Consider the following 23,768-nt stretch of genomic DNA (forward strand, 5'->3'; position numbering starts at 1 on the left):
CCTCCGTTCCACCTGTGAGTATCCACCTACCGCTTCACTACACTCCGCGACAGCACACGCCCCTGCACTGCGGCAGTGACGAAGTACAGACCCGCGGGGTGTGATGAGAGATCGTAGGTCACGATCTGTTCGCCGTGTGCCTTGCGCGAGGTGGTGCCGGTGATTGTCTGGCCGAGAACAGAAACGAGGCGGATGTCGGCCGGGTTGTCCGCGGTGCCGCGCAGTGTTACGGTGAGCTCATTTGTGACGGGATTCGGGTACACCTCGAGCGAAATGGTGTTCGGTGCGGGAACACCTTCGAAGCCGGTGAGTACGAGGTCGATGATGTCGGACGCCGATGTGCATCCGTATTCATTTGTGACACGCACCTGATAGGCGCCCTTTGACGTCGCCACAAAACTCTGCTGCACCGCGCCCGTCATTCGGCCACCATCTTTGTACCACTGATACGTCTGATACCGCTGTGTTGTGAGTGTGTCGCCCGATCGTGTGATGGTGGGTTTTACGGGCAGCGGTACAACGGTTGACATTGCGGTGTCGGAGTACCCGTAACATCCTTCCGCACTTTTTACTCGCACCCACCACGAACCGGAAGTGCGGACGGTTATCGTTCGTGTGACTTCGCCGGTGTTCCAGAGGTACTCTGCGTATGATCCGGCATCAAGTGCGGCGTATTCGCCCTCGCATATGATATGCGGCCGACGCTGAGGAGAGATGTATGGCCTGGGCGCCGGCACCATCGCAACCACAACGGGTGTCGCTGTGCCACGGCGTCCGTACTGATCCGTGACGGTGACGAGGTAGCTGCCCGCGCTGCGCACGACGATGGTGCGTGTACGCTCGCCGGTACTCCAGAGGTAGCTGCTGTATCCGTCGCCCGCGTCGAGTTCCACACTCCCGCCCGGACAGAGACGCAGCGACCCGAGCGGCGTGATGACGGGTGCGGGCGGACCCGTAACTCCCGGAATCAGCATCTCGACCGTGCTGCGGCATATCTCCACAGTGTCGCGCCGCGTCACACACTCGAGCGTGCGGCGTGTGTCGATCGGCTGCTCTGCGCTGCGCACAAACCACAAGGCGCTGCCGGTCTGTCCGGGATCGAGCACCGCCGGAGTGAGCTGCTTGCGCGCGGTGCCGGGATTGTCGGGTGCGACAAAACTGATGTCGGCCGGCAACAGGAGTTCCACCGTAAGACGGTCCTGCAGCGTCGCCATGGTGTTGCGCACCACGGCCTGCACGGGTGCGGGATCAGGTGTGTACTTCTTCGTCTGAAGATTGGCGGTGAGAGCCGGCGCGATAAGTTGACATCCGACATCGTACTCCGATTTTGGGATCGAGATGTCGTGTGTACACTGCCGCGGCAGTCCGTCGTCGTACAGCGTCGTGAAGGTGATACGGGTGCTGCCGGTATCGGAACGCGGACGCGCCTGCATGATCCAGGTGGCGGTGGCCTGACCGTTTGGTGGCAGCGTGGAAGGTGTCACGACGATGGTGTCGGTTGCGGGGGATAGCCGCAGCAGATCGGCGCTGTTGTACCCGATCACAACACGTGTGTTGACCGCATTCTTGAGTCCCGCGTTCTGCAGATGCGCGGAAACCTGAATACTGTCGGGCAGGTGCTTGCCGAGAGGCAACGACCAATCGAGCGCGGCGGGACCGGACGTTGTACATGTCACATCCGGATACCCGCTCGTGAAACACAGGCGCCCGCTCATAAGCGCGGGACGGAAACAGCCGGCCTCGAATATCCATGAGGTCAGTTGTACGGGAGTGCAGGTGGTGTCGGAGGGCGACCCGACGGGCGTGAAGAGCAGTTCCGCCAGCAGGGATGGCGCGGGCGCCGACGGCAGATATTTCCGATCTAAGGTTTGTACCGTGACACCGCCTGGAATGGAGGTGATGGTGATGGGAACATTTTCCAGCAGCGATCCGGGAGGTGTTCGTGCGCCGGTGCAGCGCACCACGTTTTCATCGAAGCGCACCGTGAACGTCGAGCCGTAGAAGATGGATCCGTCGGGAATCGGCGTGAACAGTTCCAGCGGCATCGCCATGGTGGAATGCGACCGCAGCGTGTGACTCTGGAAACCGAGTGCCACCGACATGTATGTGGTTGTATCCTTTAACGCCCTGTAGGTCTTGGTCTTTTTGTCGCTGCCTGCACAAATGTTCTTGACGGAGAGATCGACATTCCGCGTTCCGCCATCCAAACAAGAGGCCTGATACTTGATGCTGCACTCCTGGAAGCCCTCCGCGAGAATGACGAAGATCTCCCGGTAAATCGCGGGCAGATCAGCAGGGTTTGCCGTCTGGTAGTAACGTCCGCCGGTCAATTCCGCAATATTTTGGAGCGTCCCCGATGACACGCCACTACCAAGACCAATGGTGAAGACCCGTACGCCGTTGCGGTTTGCGAGCGATATTATTTCCTGTGGCGACCGGCTGCTGGAGGCGTCGCCGCCATCAGTGAGTGCCACCACTGCGCGACACTCGTTTACGCCGTTGTTGATAATCTCCAGAACGCCGCTGTAAATGCCGTCCCACGCAGCGGTGGTCCCGCTGGCCGGAAGCGCATTGATGGCATTGTGCAGCAGGTCCTTGTATATAGTCATCGGCTGCGCCAAGGTTGGCCACGAATTGAACCATAGCACTGCGGCTTCATCTGCGATTCCGTCCATAAGATCCACGAAGGCATTTCCTCCTGCCTTTGCGCCAGCATTGCCGGCTCCCTGCATCGAACCTGAGGCATCGAATACCAGTGCTGTCGAAAGCCTGCAGTCGAAAGTCTGATCCGGACAGAAGAGTGTAAAATCATGTATCGGCGCACCGTTCTCGGTCACTGTGACCGCCGATTTGTCGGTGAGCCACACGGGCTGGCCCTGACACCCAACCGTGAAATACAGCTCGATCGTCGGCCAGTTGTTGGTGACTCGCTTGAAATTGAGCTGCGGCTGCGCCGCAACCGTGAACGGGAACGATACAACAACGGCAATCAGGAAATACCGATACACGGTACGCATCACCCCTCCGATACAATTCGTTCTTTTGAGATTACCCGATGGATGTTGAAAGTAATAACGTGGAAGGTGGAAAGTACAAACATGGAGAAAGTTGAAAGTGGCCAATTGGAGAGTAAAAAATTGATTTTTCTACTTTGGTGCTTTTTCACCTTGCTACTTTGCTACTTTCGACGTGGATACGTGTCACGTGTTACTGCTTCACGACCTTCGCAGCCACACGCCGCCCATGCACCGCGGCGGTGACGAAGTACAGACCCGCGGGGTGAGTCGAGAGGTCGTAGATAATACTCTGCTCGCCGTGTGAGCTGCGCAATGCTCTGCCCGCGATCTTTTGCCCGAGTATGGAGATGAGCGTGATGTCGGCCACCTTATCTGCGTTGCCGCGCAGTGTGACGGTGAGCTCATTTGTGACGGGATTCGGGTACACCTCGAGCGCAATGGTGCTCGGTGCGGGCATGTCACCGATGGCGGTGCTTGAGAAATCGTACACATCCGATTCTGCAGTACAGCCGAAGGCGTTCGTCACCCGGACAATGTACCGTCCGCTGTTGCCTGGAACGAAGGTGCGTTTGTCGCCCAGTGCTAACGGCAACCTGTTGAGATACCATCGATATGTGGTGGCGGGCTGTGTTGAAAGCGTGTCACCCTGCTGAGAGATGATGGGTTTATCCGGCAGTGGATGCACGACAGTGCGCACCGTGTCGGAATACCCGACACATCCACGTGCCGTCGTAACACGCACGAACCAGACACCCGCGGTGCGCACCTCCAACGTACGCGTGGTGTCGCCGGTGTTCCAGAGATATCTGGGGTAGGACCCCGGATCGAGGACCACCGAATCACCGAGGCAGATTCCGACCGGCAAGGACAGGCCGAACTGCGGTGCTGGTGCGGGGAGCGTGTTCACCACAACTGGTGGTGCGGTCGCGTTGCGGCCGTATATATCCGTCACCGTGACATAGTACACGCCTGTGCTGCGCACCGCGAGCATACGTGTACGCGCGCCCGTATTCCAACTGTAGCGCGAATACCCGGCGCCCGCATCGAGCACGATGCTGTCGCCTTCGCACAACTCATGCGGCCCCTGCGGCGTGATGGCGGGAGTCAACGGCGGCAGCACGGCGGGAAAATACAGATCGTACACACAGCGGCTGACCACATTGTCGAAGCGGCGCGTGATACATTCCACGGGGATGGTTTTTGCAACGGTGCTCGGCGCCCGCCGCACAAGCCACTGCCCCACCCCGGTCTGCTGCGGTGACAAAGTGGAAGGAAGCAGAGGACGTCGCGCATTCGACGCGGAGTCGGGCGTGACGAACTGCAGATCCGAGGGCAGCACCAGCTCGACGCTGAGGGTGGTCTGGTCGCTGGTGGTGTTGTTGAGCACACTGACTGTGACGGGAACGGGATCGGGGGAATAGGTCATTCGTACGCTGTCGACAAAGATCGGCGGCGCGGAGATGGTGCACTCCAAGCTGGACTCGGCCCGCGGAATGGTAATCGTGCGTGTACACACGACGGGTGCATGATTGTCGAACAGCGCCGTGAATGTGATACGACTCGTATCTGGAAGGGCGTGCGGGCTCGCGCGCAACAGCCATGCGGCCTGCGAACTACCGTTCGCGATGATCGTGGTGGGACTCGCATCCAGCGTATCCTTCAACGGCACGAGCAGATCGAAATCGGTTTTATCGTATTGCAATACCACCCGCGTCCCGAACGCCGTCATCGTTCCGACATTGTTCAGTTGCATCATCACGGTGAAGCTGTCGGGCTGATAGACGTTTTTCTGCGGCGACCATGTCAGTGCGGCGGGTGCCAACACATCACAGATCACTTCGGGGCTGCCGGGGCGGATACACAGGCGCCCGCCCGAAAGGACAGGACGGAAACATCCCGCATCAAAGATCCACGATTCGATGCTTATGTCGGAACACACTGTGTCCGTGAGTCGCGGGTTCTGCGCTTCGAAGAGCAATTCGGCGAGCAATGCGGGGGTGGAGGCGACCTCGAGCACCTTCCGGTCCATAATCTGCAGCACAGCGCCGTTCTGCGACGGTGATATCGTGATCGGCAGGTTTTCGTAGATGGATCCGGGGGGAGTTCGGATCCCTGAGAATTTCAGGACCGTCGGATCGAATCGGACAGTACACGTCGCGCCATACAATATGTCCTGCGGCACGATGGGGCTGCGCAATTCCAGTGGCAGGGCGATTGATCCCGTCCCCTGCATGGCGGTCTTGCTTGCGATGCCGATGGCGAGCGGCGAATAGGTCGTTGTATCCTTCGGCGCCTTGTATGATTTCACCTCGGTGTCGTTGCCACCGCACACGTTCAAGACCGACAGTTCCACTGCGCGCTGGCTTCCATCCGTGCAGCGGCTCTGATAGGTGATGAGACACTCCTGAAATGACGAAAAAATGATCGTGGATATTTCCTGGTATATCGCCGTCAATTGTGACGGGCTCGGAGTTTCGTAATAACGGCCACCGGTCGTTGTCGCGATATTCTGCAGAATGGAGGATTGTATGCCTGATCCCAGACCGATGGTAAATATGCGGATGCGGTTCCTCATGGCCAGGGAGATCGTCTCCGCCGGCGACCTGGAACTCGAATTGTCACCGCCGTCGGTTAAGACGATCACCACGCGGCAGGGATTCACGCCATTGCTGATCAGCTCCTGTACACCGTAGTACATCCCATCCCACACTGCCGTCGCGCCACTGGCCGGCAGAGCGTTCACAGCGTTGTGCAGAAGGTTCGTATACACGGTCATCGGCTGGGCGAGTGTCACGGTGGATGTGAACCAGAGTATGGCCGCCTGATCGTTGACCCCATCCAACAGATCGATAAACGCGTTTCCGGCCGCTTTTGCACCCGCGTTGCCCGCCCCTGACATGGAACCGGATGCGTCGAAGACAAGCGCGACCGAGATGGCGCAGCGAATAGAGGGATCGGGACACCAGATCATAAAATCGTGTATCGGCACACCGTTTTCAGTGACGGCCATATGAGATTTGTCGGTGAGGTACAGCGGGGAGCCGTTACACGCGACAGTGTAATACAACTCGATCGTCGGCCAGATGGTGACAACCCTTTTGAGGTTGAGCTGCGGCTGCGCTTCTCCGACGGCGGGGAGAAGGAACAGAATCGTGAGCAGGGAAATTCGAGACAAAAGCCGCATGTCACCTCCGGATATGTGCATCGTCACGCAACAGCAAGGGAGTCTCCCGTTTCCCGTTCAAAGACAAAATACTCGAAAAATCGATGACTCATTATACAACGCCGCAGTCGTTGTATGACAATCGAGCGGACGAATCCTGACCGAAGGGTCACAATATTCGAAGCGCCACATACAGGCACCGCCGGTGCGCGTGTGATCGAGGGCTCGGAAGTGATCTTGGAAAAAGTCGATCCTGCTCAGGGCGGGGCTCCCGATACGCGACGACGTCCGGACTCCGCCACCGTCCGGAAATATTTTCACGCGGGTCGGGGATGGTCGAAGCGCCCACGGAAAAGCGGCTCCGGAAACACGTTTCCGGTTATTGTGTTTTCTCGAGGATACGGATGTGGATAATTCGACACATGTGTATCTTTCCCCGTGTGTTTCGACGCACACCGTGGCATCCAACATGTGAGGATATCATCACCTTCATGATACAAGCAGCAGCATATCCCGAATTACGCGCATCCATCGTCATCCCCTGCCGCCGCGGCGAGTACGCCGCGTTGCGCGACGCCACCGCGTGGCTGAACGCGCGCTGCGATGCCCTCCGCGCGTCCAGGGACGCCCGCGAACGCCTCGATTTCTGTCTCAACGAAGTGTTGGCAAACATCATCGACCACGGCCTGGACGACGAACACGAACACCGCGTGACCGTCAGTCTCGATGTTGCCGCGCAGGGTTACACACTCACCCTTCGCGACGACGGCCGGCCCTTCGATGTGGCGCGGTCCGACACCTACACTACGCCGCAATCCCTGCAGGAAGCCGGCTCACGCGGCTACGGGCTGCATCTCGTTCACTCCCTCGCCACCCGCGTAGAATACCAGCGCGACGGATCGTGGAATGTTGTAGCGGTGTTTGTCGGCCCCTGACACCGGACCGAGAAGGGCGAAGAGGGAAGAGGGAAGGAGGAAGAGGGAAGGGTACGACGATTTGAAGACGGTTGCCGTTTTCCGTTCACCGTTGTCCGTTCCCCTTTGCACGCCCGGCTGGACTCGAACCAGCGACCCTCTGCTTAGAAGGCAGATGCTCTATCCAACTGAGCTACGGGCGCGTGTGCTATCTCGCAATGTACGTGTCGCGGGGTGGAAAACATAGCGCGGGAGCTGACACCGTGTCACTCAGTGTCTCCTGACTCCTGACTCCTGGGTCCGCACGCGGGTGTGAGGAGACACGAGACAGAATACAGGAGACACGCACTGTGCAAGTCCGTTCCTCCTGTCTCCTTACTCCTGTCTCCTCACACACCCCCAGTAGATCGCGCTACCATCTACCAACTACCATCTACCATCTACCATCATCTACCATCTACCATCTACCAACTACCTATCTCCCCTGCATCACTTCTTCGTGATAATCACCTCGGTGCGGCGATTGAGCCGACGGCCGATTTCGGTGTCGTTGGGCGCGATGGGAAGCGACTTCCCCATGCCGCGCGTGGTGATGCGCGACGCATTGATGCCGCGGTCCACCAGGTACTTTTTCACGGCGCGCGCGCGCGCGTCCGACAGCGCGATGTTGTATTCGTCGCTGCCGAGGAAATCGGTGTGGCCGCGGATCTCGACATGCATCGTCTGATACGATTTGAGCATGTTGAGGATGTTGCGTAATTCCGATACAAAAGTCTGATCGAACGTCGCCTGGTTGAACTCGAAGAGAATGTTCTCGAGCACAAACTTCTTGTCGACTTCGAGGATAGGCACGCGCTGGTTCACGACCACCTCGTCCTGCATGTTGCGGATCTCGAGTGTGATCGCCTCGGGCGGCACTTCGGCCTTGATGGTGTACTTCACCGCGTACAGGTTGGTGATCGACGCGCTGAACTCGTCCAGTATGGAACTGAAGTCCTGCACGATATCGAACTGCTTGCCGTAGGTGGCGTCGGTCATCTGGCGGTAATCGGTGAGCCGCGGCGGCGAAATCGAGAAGAGCCGTATGTTCTTCTTCTTGAGGAAATCGACCATCGACTTCGTCGTGTATTCGGTCTTCCCGTCGCCCGCGTCTCCCTTCTGGTGGAACGGCGCGTCGGTGATCAGGATGAAGATGCGCTGGGCCGACTGGCGGAAACGCAACGTGGTGCCTTCGGACAGGCCCTCGAGCGCGTTCTCGGGATTGTCCCCTCCCCCGCCGATCGCGATGTTGTCGATGTAGGTGATGAAGACGTTGACGTCCTCGGTCAACTCCTTGCGCCGCTCGATGCGGTCGCTGAAGGTGATCAGGCCGAGACGGTAATCGACGCCGCGCTGCGACAGGCGCTGCGTGAATTCGAAGATGTTGTTCTTGACCTCGTTCACCTCCTGCCGCATGCTGCCTGTCTGGTCCACCACAAACACGATGTCGACGGGCACGCTGTTGCTCGCCGAAATGGTGCTGATGTCCTGGATGGACACGGGCATCCCGTCCTGATACAGGATGAGGTCGGTCTTTTTTAATCCCGAAAAATAATTGCCGACCGAATCGCGCGCGTCGATGATCACGTCGGCCACGGGGAAGCGGCTGATGTCGACGGAACGGATTTCCACGGTGACCCTCTCGGGCCGCGTGCTGCGGGCCGAGATGATGGTCGCCTTTTTCAGACTGTCGGCACCACCCGCTGCAAGAAGTTGCGGCAGGAGCAGCGCCAGAAGCACTGTCAGGCGCGCGGCGGGAAACTGTGGTGAAGCGATGGTCGCCATGTATGCAGTCCGCGGAGCGCGGCGGATGAACTGTCGAATCGCATGAAGGAGAGATGGAAAGGGCGATCCGCCGAGACGGACCGCCCGTTCACAACGTTCACGTGCGGCCCGTGACGCGGGCACACGCGCGGGTCCGCATCAGAACACGAAGTTCATGCGGAGGCCGGGGACGATCATCTCGCCGTGTTCCCACGGCTCGGGATCGCGGAACACCACGCGCGAGTATTTCACTTCCGCGCGCAGCCACTGGAAGATGTGGAAGTACACTTCGGCCATGAGTCCGCCGTTGAAGTACTGCAGCGCCGTGCCGTAGCGGGTCTTGCCACGATGGTCGTAGCTGAGGCGCACGAAGGCGTCGAGCGTGCCGTGACCGGCAAGCACCTTCACGCTGTCAAAAACGGTGGAATCGGAGAACAAAGTATTGTCTTCCTTCCAGCGCCATGTGCGGCGGGCTTCGTTGAACTTCTGATAGCCGAGACCGACATGCAGGCGCAGTCCGTCGAGCATGAAACCGAGATCGCGCCAGTAGTACGCGGTGGCCGACGCGGTCATGTAGTAGAAGGTCAGACGGCGGAGCATCGCCTTGTCGGGATTGCCGGCCGCGTTGACGGGAGGATTAAATTCATGGTCGCGGAAGAAGGGCTTCATGCCCGTGCCGTTCAGGATTTCTCCGTCGGCATTGGTCACCTTCTTTGTGCCGAACTTGTTGAGTCCGAACGACACAAACGCCGCGGCGCCGAGGCCGTAAGCGTCGGTGCCGAGCGGCGCGGAGGTGTTGCTCAACTGGCGGAAGTACTCGCCCGAGACGCCCCAGGTGCCGTTAGTGCGGCGATTCTTGAGAAGCGGCAGATCGGTGTTGATGCTCTCGTCGCCCCAGGTGAAGGGAATCGAGGGACCGAGTTTGAAGTACTCGGTGGACGAGGGCTCGTACACGAACATGGTGTTCCACTGCGGTCCGTACAGGAACGGCAGATTCACCCAGTCGTTTCCGATCTTGAGTTCGAAGCCGGCGCGGATGCGCGAGGGCGCGAGGCCGACGTTGTTGTTCATCGGATTGTCGGTCTCGAGCGTCCACATGAAACCGCCGCCGAAAGGAATGCTGACGGTGGCTTCCGCGTTGTCGGGACGCGGCTGAAGCACGCCCGTCTCCACGCGATGCGGGTATTCGGACGGATTCGCGACGCGGTCGTACAGTTCCGAGGTCAGCACGTCGCGCAGGTTCTTCTTGCCGACGATGCGGTAATCCTCGAAGTCGGGATTCTCGGCGTTCGCGCTGAAGCTGGCCGAGGATTCCTCCTCGCCGCCGCGGGCGCGGGCCTTCTCGATGATGACGGCGATGAGCGTCTCCGGATCACGCGGGCTGCGGATGATGCGGATGCGCGCGCGGCCCGTGAGAATGCGGTCGGCAATCTCCACCGCCTCGTCGTCACGCAGATCGTCGCGGTTGTCGCGGACCTTGCGCATGATTTCGAGCACGGTGGGTTCGTCCATCACAATCCACTGCGGGAAGTATTTCTGGATGAGCGGATCGAGCGTGGTGATGGCGCGGACGAGCACGCGGAGACGGCTGTTCTCGTCCTGGAACTGCTTGAGACCGATGTCGAGCAGACGCACGTAGTTCTGGCGGTTCTCATCCGTCGGGGCGTAGGCCACAACTTCGTTCACGAGTTTTTCCGACCAGACGATGCGGCGCTTGAGATCCTCTTCGTCGAAGTTTTCGCTCGCCATGAAACGCATGATGGCGTCGATCGAGGTCAGCGCGTCGCCCGATGGCTGGGCCTGGACGGGCGCGGGCCGGAACAACGTCAGCGTGCAGGCGACAACCAGCAGCGCGAGGGCTGTTTTAATGGCGTTCATGCGGGTACCCTGGAATTCCGAAAGTGTGAAAGTGCGAGTCGTCATGGCTTCCCTCCTCAGTTGAACAGTGAAGGAAGTCCGAGGCGGAACCTCGGCGTGATCATGAAGACGCTGTTCTCGGATTCCCACACTTCCTTGCTGCGGAGCAGGAACGAGTACTTCGCTTCCACACGCAGCCATTCGGTGAGTTCGAGCCACGCATCGGTCATAAGGCGTCCGGTGAAGTACTGGATGCCGAGACCGTAATTGTTTTTCGCACCGGTATTGATGAAGTCGAAACGGATGAACACGTCGAAGAGATCCTTCTCGCGTTCGAACCAGTACAGCTTGTTCTTCTCGACCTGCTTCATGGTGTTGTCGGCCCACTTCACGACTTCGGTGTTCGCCGCGAAGTAGTTGCGCTCGACGCGCTGGAAGCCGCCGCCGACGCTGAGGCGCACGAGCATGTTCGGATCGTGGATGCGGTCCTTGAACATGATCGGGTAGTACACGAGCGCGGCGGTGGAGATGTTGAAGAAGTTGTTCTTGTACACGCGATCGTCGATCATCGTGTTGACGAGCTTCATGCTGTGATACTTGTCGGCCCCGTCGAAACGGTCGGTGATCGTGATGCTGCCGCCGAGCGAGAAGGGGAAACCGAAGGTGAAGTCGAACGCGATGTTGTAGCCCATCGGCGAGTAGAGCAGCGAGTTGTCATACGACAGCGGCGTCGGGAAACCGTCGGCCGTCATGTTCATCGGCATGACAAGGCCCACGCTCATCTGGTGTTTGTAGCCGATGCTCAGCGTCGACATGCCGGAACTCCAGCGCGGCATCCCGATTTCGGGATTGCCCATGGCGTAGGCGATGCGCCAGTCGGGTGCAAAGCCCGAACGGGCCGGCGAACGGAGTTCGATCTTGTCGAGGGACAGGTCGAGCACCACGAAGTCGGCCGGCTGGCGGCCCGGATTCATGACCACGTCGATGGTCTGCGAGAAGGTGCCCGCCTGCGACTGGATGAGCAACTGGCCCGGTGTCTCGTACGGCGAATTGCCGACGTACTCGAAACGGATGTTCTGCTTGCCGCTTGTGTCGGCTTTCGGTCCGAGCATGAGCGGCGTCCGCGTGTCGACGCGGAAGGACTCGCTGTTCGATCCGATGAATTCGATCTTGTTGATCTGGATCTGGCTGTTGTCGGGATTGGTGATGCGCACGCGGCCGCCCTTGGGATCGTCGAGCAGTATGGGCACTTCGGCTTTAAAGAAGGGTCCCGCTGCCTCGGCCTGCACCGGAAGCTGATTCGTGCGGAGTGTGTCCTTGATGTTCCAGAAATCCGAGAAGCGGCTGGTGGCCGTCTCGAGATCGGCGTTGTTCATGACAATGAAGGGACCGCGTTTCTCGGCCGCGAATGCGGGCTGGGGAAGCGGTTCTTCATTGACGCGGCGTGCGAGCACGTCGTCGTACAGCGTCTCGTCCTCGGTCTTGATCGCGCTCCACAGGTCCATCCCCGAAAGGATGTACTGTTTCAGCGTCGAGCTCTGACCGCGGGCGCGGGGGCGGCGTGCGCCTTCCTCGTCCTCTTCCTCGTCCTGACGCGGTTCGGGACAGGTCTCCGTCTTCACCACGCGCACTTCGATGAGGTCGTAGGGATTGATTCCCTGCTGTTCGATTTCCTCGGGTGTCGCTTCAACCACGTACACTTCGACGCCGCTGATCGACGCGCCGCCCTGGCCGGTGGGACAGGGGACGGTCGATGCGCCGTTGAGGTGATACTCTTCGTCGAGCAGTCCGAGTTCGTTCGCGCGTTTGAACACCTTGTCGAGGCGTTCCTGCAGCGCGGCCGGACGCAACCGGTACCCCTTCACCTGCGTGAAATCGTAGCCGGTGGCGAGGTTGCCGCGGCGGCGGCCGGTTGTCGGCAGCGGCTTGTCTTTAGCGGCCGAACGGATGAGCTGGTTCTTTTCCTGAAGATCGTTGTATTCCTTCTTCAGATCGTTCTGCTTGGTTCGCACCTGGTCGGGTTGCGCCTTCGCGGGAATCACGCTCACGGCTCCGACAAAGACGAAGCAGAGAAGTAACGTGCGAGCGATTGTGCTCTTCATACGGGTGCCTCGTGGGTCGTGTGATGCTTTTTCGATAGTCGCTTTCATGGATCACTCGGCGGGGATGAGGGTGATGTCGTACGTTTCCGACGTGCCCCCTGCCGTGATCTTGATCACCGCGGCGGTGCCATCTTTCTTGACCTTGCCCTTCAGATAGAACTTCACCTGGGTGCCGTTCTCGAAAGGCGGTGTTGCCGCGATGGGACGGATGTCGGGCGTATCCGCGAGCAGATCGTTGCCGTTCTCGTCCTCGACGGTGACGCGAATGTCGCTCGCCGACACGTTGCGGATGTTGTCCTTGGTGCAGCGGCCGCAGCGGTCCGTGATGAATTCGAACGGTGTGTTGATCGGATACTCGCCGCCCTTGTTGAACAACGGCTGGATGTTGACCGGCGGTGTGGAGACGGTGTACTGGAAGTCCGACGGCATAAGCTGCTTCTTCGTCGAATCGAAGTACACGAAGTACTGACGTCCGCGGTACATCGCGTTGATCGCGAGTGTCTTCGCCGTGGGCGGCACCTTGTAACGCACGATGCTGCCGTTTCCGCTCTGCACTTCCTTCTCGTCGACCAGCAGTTTCCACGAGTACGAACCGACGTCCTCGAGGCCCTGCACGTTGATGTTCATTTCGAACGATTCACCCGCGAAGGCCTTGCCCGGACGGCGTTTCGCCAGCACGGGATCCTTCACGATGACGTTGAACTGGATGGGACGCGAACGGCTCAGAGCGCCGGCGCCGCGTTTGTCGTACGCTTCGGCCGTCACGGTCTTTTCGCCCGCTTCATTGAAGGTGCCCGACCACGCCCACTTGCCGCGCGCGGGATCGTCGCTGCGCCACGGATTCTCGTTGGCCTGCGGGCTCAGGGCTCCGCCGCCGCCGCCCACGTTGATCGACGAGATCTTGTCGACCGTGGTGCCGCGCACCTTGATTTCGTTGTAGGTCGGGAAGCCCACCGCGGTCACGATCGGGTCGGCCTGGATCTGCAACTGGTCATAGGCCTCGGAGATCACCTCGACCGTGAAACGCGCCGGATCGAGCTGTTCGGACCGCTGGATGAACGACTCGAGCGGCGTGCCCTTCAGGGCCTGATCGAAGTCGATCGCGCGCTGGATTTCCTCGCGCCGGAACTCGAGAGAACCCACCTTGATCACGGCCTCGCGGCCGACCTCGGGTTTGAGTTCCACGCGGTTCGTGCCGGCCTTGACCCAGAAGTCGAAGCGCCCCGCGCCCTGATCCGCCTTCCAGTTGAAACGATAGATGCGCTCGCCTGTGGTGGACTCGAGCGAACTGTCGCGGATGTCGGCCGGGTACTTCAGGATCTGCGTCACCTGGCCGTTCTTCGACACTTCCACAACCGGAGGTGTGGTGACTTCGTCACGGTCGCCCAGACCCTTCACGCGGATCGTGAAGTAGCGCGACTCGTTGACCTTGAGCTGGTTGTCGCCCGCCGCTGCAACGGTGGGCATGTTCTTCAGCAGCTCGAGAATGATGCGCCGGTTCTTCTCTTCAAGGGCGCGCTGCTGTGCGAGCAGATGCTCCTCCGCATCGTCGCGTTCGACGATGATGATAAGGAGCTCGCAGATGACGGCCAGGTACAGAAAGAAATAGACCTGGTATTTTTTGTAGTGATCGCCTGATTTGGCCATGGTTCATTCCTCCTGATCGTTCGCGTGAGCGCGACGCTCAGCGACCGACCATGCCGCGCGATTTGTGAGCGGACTCTTCGAGGTCGTGTTCCAGCGCATCCAGTTTGGCTTTCACTTCGGACCAGGTAAGCTCGGTGCCGGGCACGCGCGAGCCGTCACCCTCGGTTTCATCCTCTTCCTTCTCGTACCAGGTGGTGAGACCGAGGAGGCAGAGCACCGTGATTTCGACGATGATCGCGATGATGATCAGGTCGGGCTGATGGGCGACCATGAACTTCACACCGCGGAGACCGATGTTGAGGATCAGGAACGCGGTGCCGATGAAGGCCACGGCCGTGATGTTGTTCTTGTACTGCGGGATGAAGTGGTTGTGCATGTACATCGCGAAGGCCTTGCGGACGCGGCCGTGGCTGTCCTGCAGGCATTTCTTCGGCCACGTCATCAGATGGTCGCCGAAGCCGAGGTTGTTCGGATTGTCGCTGATGTTCTTCGAGAGACCCGTGGCCTTCAGTATCGAACCCACGAGCGCGTGCAGATTCCCGCGGAACAGGAAGAGTCCGAACGGCGTGAAGAAGAGCACGATGATGGACATCGACACGATGGCCACCGTGTAAATCATCGCGAGATTCAGGATGAACGTCGAGATACCGATTTTCACGACGCGTTCGGTGAGGGCGCCACCGGGGAGCAGTTTTTCGAGTTCCTCGGCCTTTGCCTCACTCAGACCGCGCTGCTTGCCTTCGTCCTTGAGAAATGCTTTGTACTGTTCGAGCGTCATCATTTCCTCTTTCGACGACTGGGCGAAGCCGGCGCCGGCGGGAATGAGGAACGCGCAGATGAGCAGCAGAACGAAGAAAGGCAACGTTCCGTGTGATCCGATGATTCGTGACATGGGATAACCTCCTCGGAAAACAATGAATATTGAGCTCCCCGGCCTGGCCGGGAAACGCGTTTTAGAGTGATATGTAGTCGACAGTTTATTCATACAACGTAAATTCCTTCTCGACCTGCGTCTTGCGCGCGCGGATTTCGAGGCGCACGCGGGCGGGCACCGCAACGGTGTCCTGCTCGTTGCCGCGACGCACGGAGATCTGGAAACGTCCCATGCTCAGCATGGTGAGATCGGTGCGGATCAGGTCTTTTTTCCTGTATCCGACTCCCCCGCTCACGCGCCATAATTTTACGTCGACATCCTTGAGACTGGCCACGGGACGGTCCTGCTCATAGCGCGGATCGCTGAACATACGCGCCGTGAACGAGATGGGCTGCAGCAGGCGAGGACGCGCGGGCAGCTCGACGTTGATGTGTGTGGGAGGATCGACCACGCGGAACGTGAACGTGGACGTGCCGCCTTCGTAGGACAGCGGCGAGATGTACTCGTACGGTTTGCCGCGGTAAGTGGCGCGCACACGCAGCACCTTGCCCGCGAAGTTGTTCGGCAGATGGTAGCGGATCTGCGTCCCCACACCCGTGTCCTTCACCGATGCCTTGCTGCCTCCGGCCACTTCGAGCAGCTCCCAGCGATATGCCCTGGTGTCGGTAAGGCCCGCGACGGAGATGGAACACGCGAGATCCTCGCCCGCGTACACATACTCGGGCACCGCGCTATCGAGGAAAGGTTCGACGCTATTGACCACGAACGACACCTGCAGCACGTCGACAACCTGTCCCGTCTTGTCGATGCGGAACTCCACCGTCACGGTGTCGCTGCCGCCGCGCGCGGTGCCGGACCAGTGGTATTCACTCAGCGAGGTCGAATGGCTGTGCAGCTCGATTGCGCCGTAACCGCGCACGATGCGCGCCGACGACACCGGCAGGGGGTGCGTCACGGTGATGGTGTTGTTCACCTGATAGCCGCGCGCTGTCGCGATGCTCTGCGTCTCGACGGCTGCGCGCATGCGCGCCCACGCGAAGGTGCGGGTCGCGGAAGTGTCGCGCACGTGCACGCGCAGCGAGGTACGCGCATGTTCGAGCCGACGCACGAGTTCCGCGTCGACGGCGCCGGATGAGAACGACACGTCGCCGTAATGATACAGACCGTCGTCGCCCAGGCGTATGCGGCGCGCGTGAGCATCGAAGGTCAGCACGTAGTCGCCGGTCTGGTCGAAGCGGCACTCGAAGGGGAAGGCCACGGTGCGGTCGCGCAACTCTCCGACACCGCGCCGTCCGTGCACCGCGACGGCCGCGGGCGAGATGAGCGTGTTGTCGAGAGAGAGGGACATCAGTTCAACCCCCACGGAATCACGAGGCCCGATGTCCGCAACCACGATGCGGTCGCGATACGTGCGGGCGCCGGGCGCGACGCGTCCGCGGCTGTCGGCATCGACGTACACGGTGACGACGCTGTCGGGGAGTTCGAGCGTGAGCGGGCGGAGGAAGGAGCGCACCACGACTTCGGAGCGCGCGCGCAGAACCGCTTCCCGCGTGTCGCGTTCGCGCGAGACAATGACGAACACGCCGACTGCGCAGAGATACAGCACAAAGAAGACATCGAAACGTTTTCGCCTGACCACACGTGCGTCCTCATTCTCGCTCTTGACCCGCCTACGCCCTGCCCGCTTCCAGCGCGGAAAGACGCCGCGCGATGGACTCGAGGGATTCCCGCGCTTCGCGCAGGGCTTCAATGTTCTGTTGCATGAGCGCGTCAGAGCGGCCGCTCGTCGTTTCGAGGAAACCGCGCAGAAGGAGGTTCGTCTCCTGCATCGTGTCGCTGTACTGGCGGATGTTCTCGGAGTTCACCTTCGAGAGGTGGTCGGTGAGCCGCGTCAGCAGCACGTCCTGACGGATGTCGGACTGTGAAATAAGACGAAATAGATCCGATACGGCGTTTGTCATCTCGCGCACCGTGCTGTTCATGGAACTGAGCAGGGTCTCGGAGGCGCCGAAGGCGTTCGATCCCGCCGCGTCTTCGTTGGGACTGTAGGCGGTCACGAAGGCGAGGAGCAACAGCAGCAGGGCCTGTATCGAAAAGGCGACCAGCGCGAAGGTCTCGTCCACATATCCCGCGAGGTATACGACCAGCGAGATGAGAACCAGCACCGCGCCGCCGTACACGAGGCCCGACACGTAGTTGTAGTAGTAGCGCCCGACGATTTCCTCGAAGAATACACGCGTGCCCAGCTTCACGCCGAGGCTCGTCTCGAAACGCACACGACGGCCGTCGCTGAATTGGATCTCGGTGCCACGGCGGCACAGGCGCCAGCAGTCGAGCACGGTGCCGAACTCCAAAGTATTCTTCACGCGCCTGTCATGATAAAAATCATGCAGAAGGCGGCGGCCTTCGGGGATTTCAAGATCCTTGAGTGTTTCTGACGTGTTGAACAACGGTGGGTCGTCTCAAATGGTCGTTGATCAGGGAACTACAAACCCCGATCAAAGTTCATGAATCATGCCATGAGCAGTGTGTCGGAAAGACGGGCGGAAGGGCGTTCAGCCCAATGCGTAGCAACAACTTATCACTAATTCGTACCATGCGGCAAGTGAATAATATTCACAGCTTGTGCCCATCGTTCACACGAAATTCAGGCGGATTCACGCACGGCCGTCATAAGTGCCCTGTTTTCATACGGCTGACGGGCGGGCCATCCGCGTCGACGGGTTCCCGGATATTATCCTCGGGAAACCTTTTCGCGAAAAAATTCGAGAGTTTCGAGCAGTCCTTCGCGCAAGGCGACTGTCGGCTGCCAACCGAGCTGTGTACGAATTTTTTCTGAGGTGCACACGCTGCGGCGCTGCTCGCCGGGTTTTGCGGGTCCGTGCACGCGGCGCAGCGGCGTCGCGAAGCCGCTGTTCAGCGTCTCGAAAATATCCACCACGGTGCTCTCGACGCCCGTGCACACGTTGAAGGTATTGGTGCCTTCCATCGTCAACGCGAGCGCGTTGGCGCGCATCACGTCGCCCACAAACACGTAGTCGCGGGTCTGCAATCCGTCGCCGTTGATCACGGGCTCGTTGCCGCGCAGCATCTTGTCGGAGAAGATCGCGACCACGCCCGCCTCGCCGTGCGGACTCTGCCGCGGACCGTACACATTGGTGTAGCGCAGGACGGTGTAGGTGAGCTGTTTCTCGACGGCGTAGTAATGCAGGAATTTTTCCACGGTCAACTTGGAGATGCCGTAGGGCGAGACGGGATTTGTCGCGTGTTTTTCGTCCGCCGGAAAATAGTCCTGCTCGCCGTAAATGGCTCCGCCGGTGGATGCGAAGATGAACCGTTTCACACCGTGGCGCACGGCGGCCTCGATCATCGAGATCGAGCCGATCACGTTCACCGACACGTCGTGGCGCGGATCGAGAACGGATTTGCGCACGTCGATCTGCGCGGCGTGGTGATTCACCACCTCCACCGCGTGCCGCTGCATCACATCGTACACGCCCTCGTCACGGATGTCCATCTGATAGAACGTCGCACCCTCGGGCACATTCTCCCGGAATCCCGAGGACAGATCGTCGATGATGGTCACCTGATGTCCGAGACGCAGATACTCGCGCGCGATTGTCGATCCGATAAATCCGGCCCCGCCGGTGATGAGTACGTTCATGGTGTGTTCGTGCCTGTGAGGTTCATGGAAGAATGGCAAGGTACGGATTTTCGTGTAGAGAACCCGAAGGTCCGTCCCCGGCCGTTGTGCACATGAGCGGTCGCTTCTCCCGGATCCGCGCCTGAGTCTGTGCATTCTCACACACCCCGTTCTCCCGATGTTGCGCGCGCTTCCCCTCGTCGTGTCCCCGGTTCCGCTCTACTGCTGTTCCTTCGTGAAAGATTTGCCGGGAGCGCGCGGCGCGCGCAGCAGGCCGCGCAGTTCGCGCAGTTCCGACGGCAGGAAAAAACGGAAGGCGAAGAGCAGCACGATGTAGAGGACGAGCAGAACCGCCTCCCACGCGAGTTGCGGCAGCACCGCGGGTTTTATTGGCAGATACCACAGAGCGGCGACAGCGGCCATCGCCAGGAGTATACGCGCGAGCCGTGTATACTCCCACGGCACGGGATAGATGCGCTGCGAGAGTATCCAATACAGCAGCGCCATCACGAGGTAGGCCGCGAGCATGGCGTAGGAGGCTCCCATCAGTCCGTACGGCGGAATGAGAAGCAGGTTCGCCGCCACGTTCACCGCGGCGCCGATGCCCGTCACCAGCGCGAGATGGCCGGTGCGTTTCTCGATGAGCAGACCCGCGTTGAGGATGGTGCTGACGCCGGTCCACAAATAGCCGAAAAGCACCACGGGTACGATGGGCAGTCCGCTCCAGTATCCGCGGCCGATAAGGGAACGTCCATGGAGCAGCGGCACGGTGGCGGCATCGTCGATAAAAAACGAGACGCCGAGCACGATGGCGCTGCCGAGCAGCATGAAGTATGTCATGACTCGTGCAAAGAGTCGTTTCGCGTCGTCCCTGCCGGCCATCTGCAGGAAGAACGGCTGCCAGGCATACTGGAACATGGTGACGACCAGCATCATGATGATGCCGAGCCGGTAATTCGCGCCGAAGATGCCTGTGGCCTCGTCGCCCATGATGGCCTGCATGATGGGGCGGTTGATGACCTGCGTCACCATGGCGGCCAGACCCGCCGGAATCGTGGGCACGCCGAAGACAAGCATGTCGCGCAGCAGCCGCCGCGGGAAACTGAAGCGCAGACGCGCAAACACGCCCGGCGCGAGCAGCAGCGTGCTGGATGCCGAGGCAACAAGATTCGCTGTAAAAATCGACACGATGGACATGTGCAGCACGAGGACAAACACGAGGTTCAGCGCGATATTGATCAGGATGTTCGTGACGCGGATGAACGCAAAGCGCCGGGCCTTGCGCTCCATGCGCAGCGCCGCGAAGGGCACCACGTTGATGGCGTCGAGCGCCAGCGTGATGCTCGCCAGCGGTATGATCGCGCCCCACTGCCCGCGGATATTGGAACTCGCGGCGATCGGTTCGGAGAACAGCAGCAGCAGCGACGTGAAGACGGCGGAGGCCAGCGCGATGAGAATGACGGGCGCGGAGAACACGGCGTTGCGCGCCTCCTCGTCGCTCGCGTTGCTCACAAAACGCATAAACGCCGCCTCGAGTCCCAGCGGGTATACAAAGTTCAGAAAGGCCACGTATGAATACACCACGGTCACGACGCCGTACTCGCCCGCCGGGAACACGTTTGTGTACAGCGGGACAAGCAGGAAGTTCAGGAAGCGGCCGAGGATCGTGCTGATCCCGTAGACGGCGCTGTCGGATGTCAGGCGCTTTAGCTGTTCTCGCATCGCGCCGCCAAGATAGCACGGATGCCGCCAAGGTGAAACTTGGTCCCGATACTGCCGGCGCCGCCATACGCACGGGCGCGTGCGGCTGACGAATATTACAGAACTGTAATTATGTATTAAGGTTGCATTCATGCAACACGAAATCTGTTATAGTATCATTGTGCAGCAGAAAACACTAGAACGCACCTCTTAGGAACACACCACCGTCGCTCTTTGACGATTGCGATAAAGTAAGACAATACGGAGCTGAGATGGGTGGAATGCAGATGATTCTTGTTATCGGGGCGTTGACGCTTCTGTCGATACTCTCGCTCAACAGCAACAGGGCGCAGTTGCTGAGCGAGGCGCAGGTGTCCGACGCCGAATTCACCGTGGCCGCAACGTCGGTGGGACAGTCGGCGCTCAACGACATATGTTCCCGCGCCTTTGACGCGGCCACGGTCGCGTCCGACACAGCCACACTGCCGCGCTTTACCGAACCCGCGCGCTTCGGCGCGAATCTGAACGAGGCGGGGACCACCGATGATGTGGACGACTATCACGGATTTGTCACAAACATCACCACACCCCGGGCGGGCGCGTTCCGTGTGTCTGCAATAGTATGGTATGTCAATCCGTCCACCCCTGATATTCAATCGCTTTCCAAAACACATATGAAACGAATACAGATTACCGTGGTATCGGATTTTATGGAAGAACCTGTCACTCTTGTCTATCACAAAAGTTATTGAGGTCGGAGAATGGGTAGCGCGCTCGATACATTCGGATCATTCATCATCGGCGGGGTTGTGCTGGTCATGCTCACCGCGCTCGTCATTCGTATGCAGCAGTCGGCGAGCGACACTGTGTTGAACGAAATTTCCCAGGTGTCGCTCACGGACATGTCGCAGACGCTGGAACGGGAACTCGGCATCATCGGCTACAGGGTCCCCTCGTCGCAAAAAATTCTCGCGATGAGCAACACGTCCATCACCTTCCTGTCCGATCTTGGCAACGACGGCGTGATCGATACCATTTCGTACGCCACAAACACCACGAATCTGGGCCAGGAGGTGACACGCACCGTGGCACGCAGCGGCGCGCGTGCGCGGAGCTGGACCAGCAAGGGCTGCCTGCTGCTTTTCACCGGCTACGATTCCGCGCGCGCGGCCACGCTCACCGCGGCGAACGTCCGTTCCATCGAGGCCTCGATGCTGTCGAGCAACCTTCTGGTGCGAAGCGGGGATGTGACACAATCGCGAGCCGTGAGCGGAACACCCCTGACACGGACGATGGGCAGCCAGCAGGTGGTGGATCATAACGTCATCATGCGGTCCGCCGTCAACTGCAACACCGGCGCCTACTGGCACAAGCAGGTGTTCCCGCGGAATCTCTCCGTCGCGGCTGTGCAGTAGTTCCGGACGCAATCCGCTTCAAAAGAAGAACCTACCAGAAAATGCTGAAACGGACGGTGTGTTTCCGGAGTATGCACACCGGCGTGTACATCGCCGCGAAATCAGTATGTACGAATGTTGTCCGTTGTAGCAGCAAGTGGAGGTCGTCGTGGGAAAAATGTTGATATTTCTTGTACTCGGGATGGGCATCGTCGTGTCGGTCTCGCGCATGCAGATAAACAGGAGTACGTTGAACGTCACCGACAACGCCTCCGCAAATTATTCGACGAACCAGGCGCATAATCTCGCGATGAGCGGAGTCGAGCAGGCCGTCATGCGCCTTGCCCTGGACACGAACTGGCTCACCGGCTATACGAACAGCAATGTCGGCGGCGGCACGCTGGATGTCGCCATCGAACGATCGACCGCGGCGTTTCCGGGCGGACCACCCGCGAATCTTCGCAGCGGACGCCTGGTGACCTCGACCGGCACCGTGGCCGGTGAATCCCGCACAGTGCAGGCGATCATACAAATTCCGATGGTGGAAAGTGTTCCGCGCGCCATGCAGTACGCGATGTTCTCCAACGGTGATCTGGAATTGACGGGCAACTTGAATGTGGTGGACGACAACAATCTTGCGTGGAACGCCGACATTCACACCAATGCCGCCTTGAAACTGAAAGGGAATAACACCGTGCGCGGGTACGGCACGTATTTCAGCGCAATCGAAAGCACACCCGCGAAAAATGCGGATATGACCTTTGTTCCCAATGTGGTGATGGGAGGCCCGGTCCATCATAAGGCACCCAAAGTGGATCTGCCCGAAATCAACCCAGCGAAATGGGCGACCATTGCGACAAAAACATCCAACGGTGATCCGAAACTAGCGGGCAACACTGTGCTGGGCACGCGCGAGAATCCGGTGATATGGTACGTGAACGGCAACCTCACCCTCTCGGGCAATGTCAGCGGATACGGCGTGTTTTTGGTGACGGGAAACCTGTTCTTAAACGGCAACGTGACCATCAACACACTCGACCCCTCGGGCAACAACCTCGGCATCATCGTGGGAGGCGACGCCCAGGTGAACGGCAATGTCAAAGTCGCGGCCAACATCCTCACGAAGGGCGACTATCTGAACAACGGCAATGTCACGATCACGGGCTCCATCGTCGCGGGCGGCCGCATCGATCTCAAGGGCAGTGTGCTGGTGCGATATCGTCCGCCTCTCGCCAAACTCACTGGAAAAATTTGGGCCACCACTCCCGGCCGTCCGCAGATTGTGTCGTATTACGATGAGTTGTAGCGGGGCGGGGGTAGGTAAGTAGGTGGTAGTTGGTAGATGGTAGGTAATGAATCGGTATCGGGCGGTGTAAGGAGACAGGATACAGGAGAAAGGAGACACGAATTGTTTCGATGCTTGTCTTCTGTCTCCTTCCTCCTGTCTCCTCACGCGACCTTAGTAGATTGATCTACTCCGTCCGTGTAAGGAGACAGGATACAGGAGATAGGAGACACGAATTGTTTCGATGCCTGCCTCCTGTCTCCTTCCTCCTGTCTCCTCACGCGACCTTAGTAGATTGATTTACTCCGTCCGTGTAAGGAGACAGGATACAGGAGAAAGGAGACACGAATTGTTTCGATGCCTGTCTC

The 23,768-nt window shown here is 59.5% G+C and carries 15 protein-coding genes and 1 tRNA gene; 4 read left to right on the plus strand and 12 right to left on the minus strand.

All coding sequences use genetic code 11. The features are described 5' to 3' along the window. Window positions 1-26: 26 nt before the first annotated feature. Window positions 27-3,017, minus strand: coding sequence for a VWA domain-containing protein (locus HY962_11610; protein MBI5647569.1), 2,991 nt, complete (start codon window positions 3,015-3,017; stop codon window positions 27-29). 190 nt (window positions 3,018-3,207) lie between these two features. Further along, on the minus strand, window positions 3,208-6,201 hold the full coding sequence (locus HY962_11615; protein MBI5647570.1) for a VWA domain-containing protein: 2,994 nt from the start codon (window positions 6,199-6,201) through the stop codon (window positions 3,208-3,210). A 470-nt stretch (window positions 6,202-6,671) separates the two neighbouring features. On the opposite strand from HY962_11615, the gene HY962_11620 reads away from it, so the two are divergent. Beyond that, entirely contained in the window at window positions 6,672-7,115 is a 444-nt protein-coding gene (locus tag HY962_11620) for an ATP-binding protein (protein MBI5647571.1), read from the plus strand. Window positions 7,116-7,223: 108 nt separating this feature from the next. On the opposite strand, the gene HY962_11625 is transcribed toward HY962_11620, so the two are convergent. From HY962_11625 to HY962_11670, 10 genes are all read right to left on the minus strand, one after another. Beyond that, window positions 7,224-7,297, minus strand: a tRNA-Arg gene (locus tag HY962_11625). A gap of 286 nt (window positions 7,298-7,583) precedes the next feature. Then, window positions 7,584-8,918 (minus strand): OmpA family protein, encoded by a 1,335-nt coding sequence (locus tag HY962_11630; protein MBI5647572.1) that lies wholly within the window; start codon window positions 8,916-8,918, stop codon window positions 7,584-7,586. Window positions 8,919-9,056: 138 nt separating this feature from the next. Continuing rightward, window positions 9,057-10,820, minus strand: a complete 1,764-nt coding sequence (locus HY962_11635; GenBank protein ID MBI5647573.1) for a hypothetical protein — start codon at window positions 10,818-10,820, stop codon at window positions 9,057-9,059. An 11-nt stretch (window positions 10,821-10,831) separates the two neighbouring features. Beyond that, a complete protein-coding gene (locus tag HY962_11640) occupies window positions 10,832-12,856 on the minus strand; it encodes a hypothetical protein (GenBank protein ID MBI5647574.1) in 2,025 nt (674 codons plus the stop codon). Between the two features lie 51 nt (window positions 12,857-12,907). Beyond that, complete coding sequence (locus tag HY962_11645) at window positions 12,908-14,503, minus strand: hypothetical protein (protein MBI5647575.1); 1,596 nt, start codon at window positions 14,501-14,503, stop codon at window positions 12,908-12,910. 37 nt (window positions 14,504-14,540) lie between these two features. Then, complete coding sequence (locus HY962_11650; GenBank protein ID MBI5647576.1) at window positions 14,541-15,395, minus strand: hypothetical protein; 855 nt, start codon at window positions 15,393-15,395, stop codon at window positions 14,541-14,543. Between the two features lie 85 nt (window positions 15,396-15,480). Then, window positions 15,481-17,016: a hypothetical protein gene (locus HY962_11655; GenBank protein MBI5647577.1), complete on the minus strand. Its 1,536-nt coding sequence runs from the start codon at window positions 17,014-17,016 to the stop codon at window positions 15,481-15,483. 31 nt (window positions 17,017-17,047) lie between these two features. Then, window positions 17,048-17,827 (minus strand): hypothetical protein, encoded by a 780-nt coding sequence (locus HY962_11660; protein ID MBI5647578.1) that lies wholly within the window; start codon window positions 17,825-17,827, stop codon window positions 17,048-17,050. A 284-nt stretch (window positions 17,828-18,111) separates the two neighbouring features. Then, a complete protein-coding gene (locus HY962_11665; protein ID MBI5647579.1) occupies window positions 18,112-19,041 on the minus strand; it encodes an NAD-dependent epimerase/dehydratase family protein in 930 nt (309 codons plus the stop codon). Window positions 19,042-19,239: 198 nt separating this feature from the next. Continuing rightward, complete coding sequence (locus HY962_11670; GenBank protein ID MBI5647580.1) at window positions 19,240-20,742, minus strand: polysaccharide biosynthesis C-terminal domain-containing protein; 1,503 nt, start codon at window positions 20,740-20,742, stop codon at window positions 19,240-19,242. A 251-nt stretch (window positions 20,743-20,993) separates the two neighbouring features. Here HY962_11670 and HY962_11675 point away from each other — a divergent pair, with 251 nt between their 5' ends. The 3 genes from HY962_11675 to HY962_11685 all read left to right on the plus strand — a co-directional run bounded on the left by HY962_11675 (window position 20,994) and on the right by HY962_11685 (window position 23,421). Next, window positions 20,994-21,473 (plus strand): hypothetical protein, encoded by a 480-nt coding sequence (locus HY962_11675; GenBank protein ID MBI5647581.1) that lies wholly within the window; start codon window positions 20,994-20,996, stop codon window positions 21,471-21,473. A gap of 9 nt (window positions 21,474-21,482) precedes the next feature. Then, a complete protein-coding gene (locus HY962_11680) occupies window positions 21,483-22,136 on the plus strand; it encodes a hypothetical protein (protein ID MBI5647582.1) in 654 nt (217 codons plus the stop codon). Between the two features lie 148 nt (window positions 22,137-22,284). Continuing rightward, window positions 22,285-23,421 carry a hypothetical protein gene (locus HY962_11685; GenBank protein MBI5647583.1) on the plus strand — a complete coding sequence of 379 codons (1,137 nt, stop codon included), beginning with the start codon at window positions 22,285-22,287 and terminating at the stop codon, window positions 23,419-23,421. The last annotated feature ends 347 nt before the right edge of the window (window positions 23,422-23,768 follow it).

The sequence above is a fragment of the Ignavibacteriota bacterium genome (genome assembly GCA_016218045.1).
Taxonomy (GTDB): domain Bacteria; phylum Bacteroidota; class Ignavibacteria; order SZUA-365; family SZUA-365; genus JACRFB01.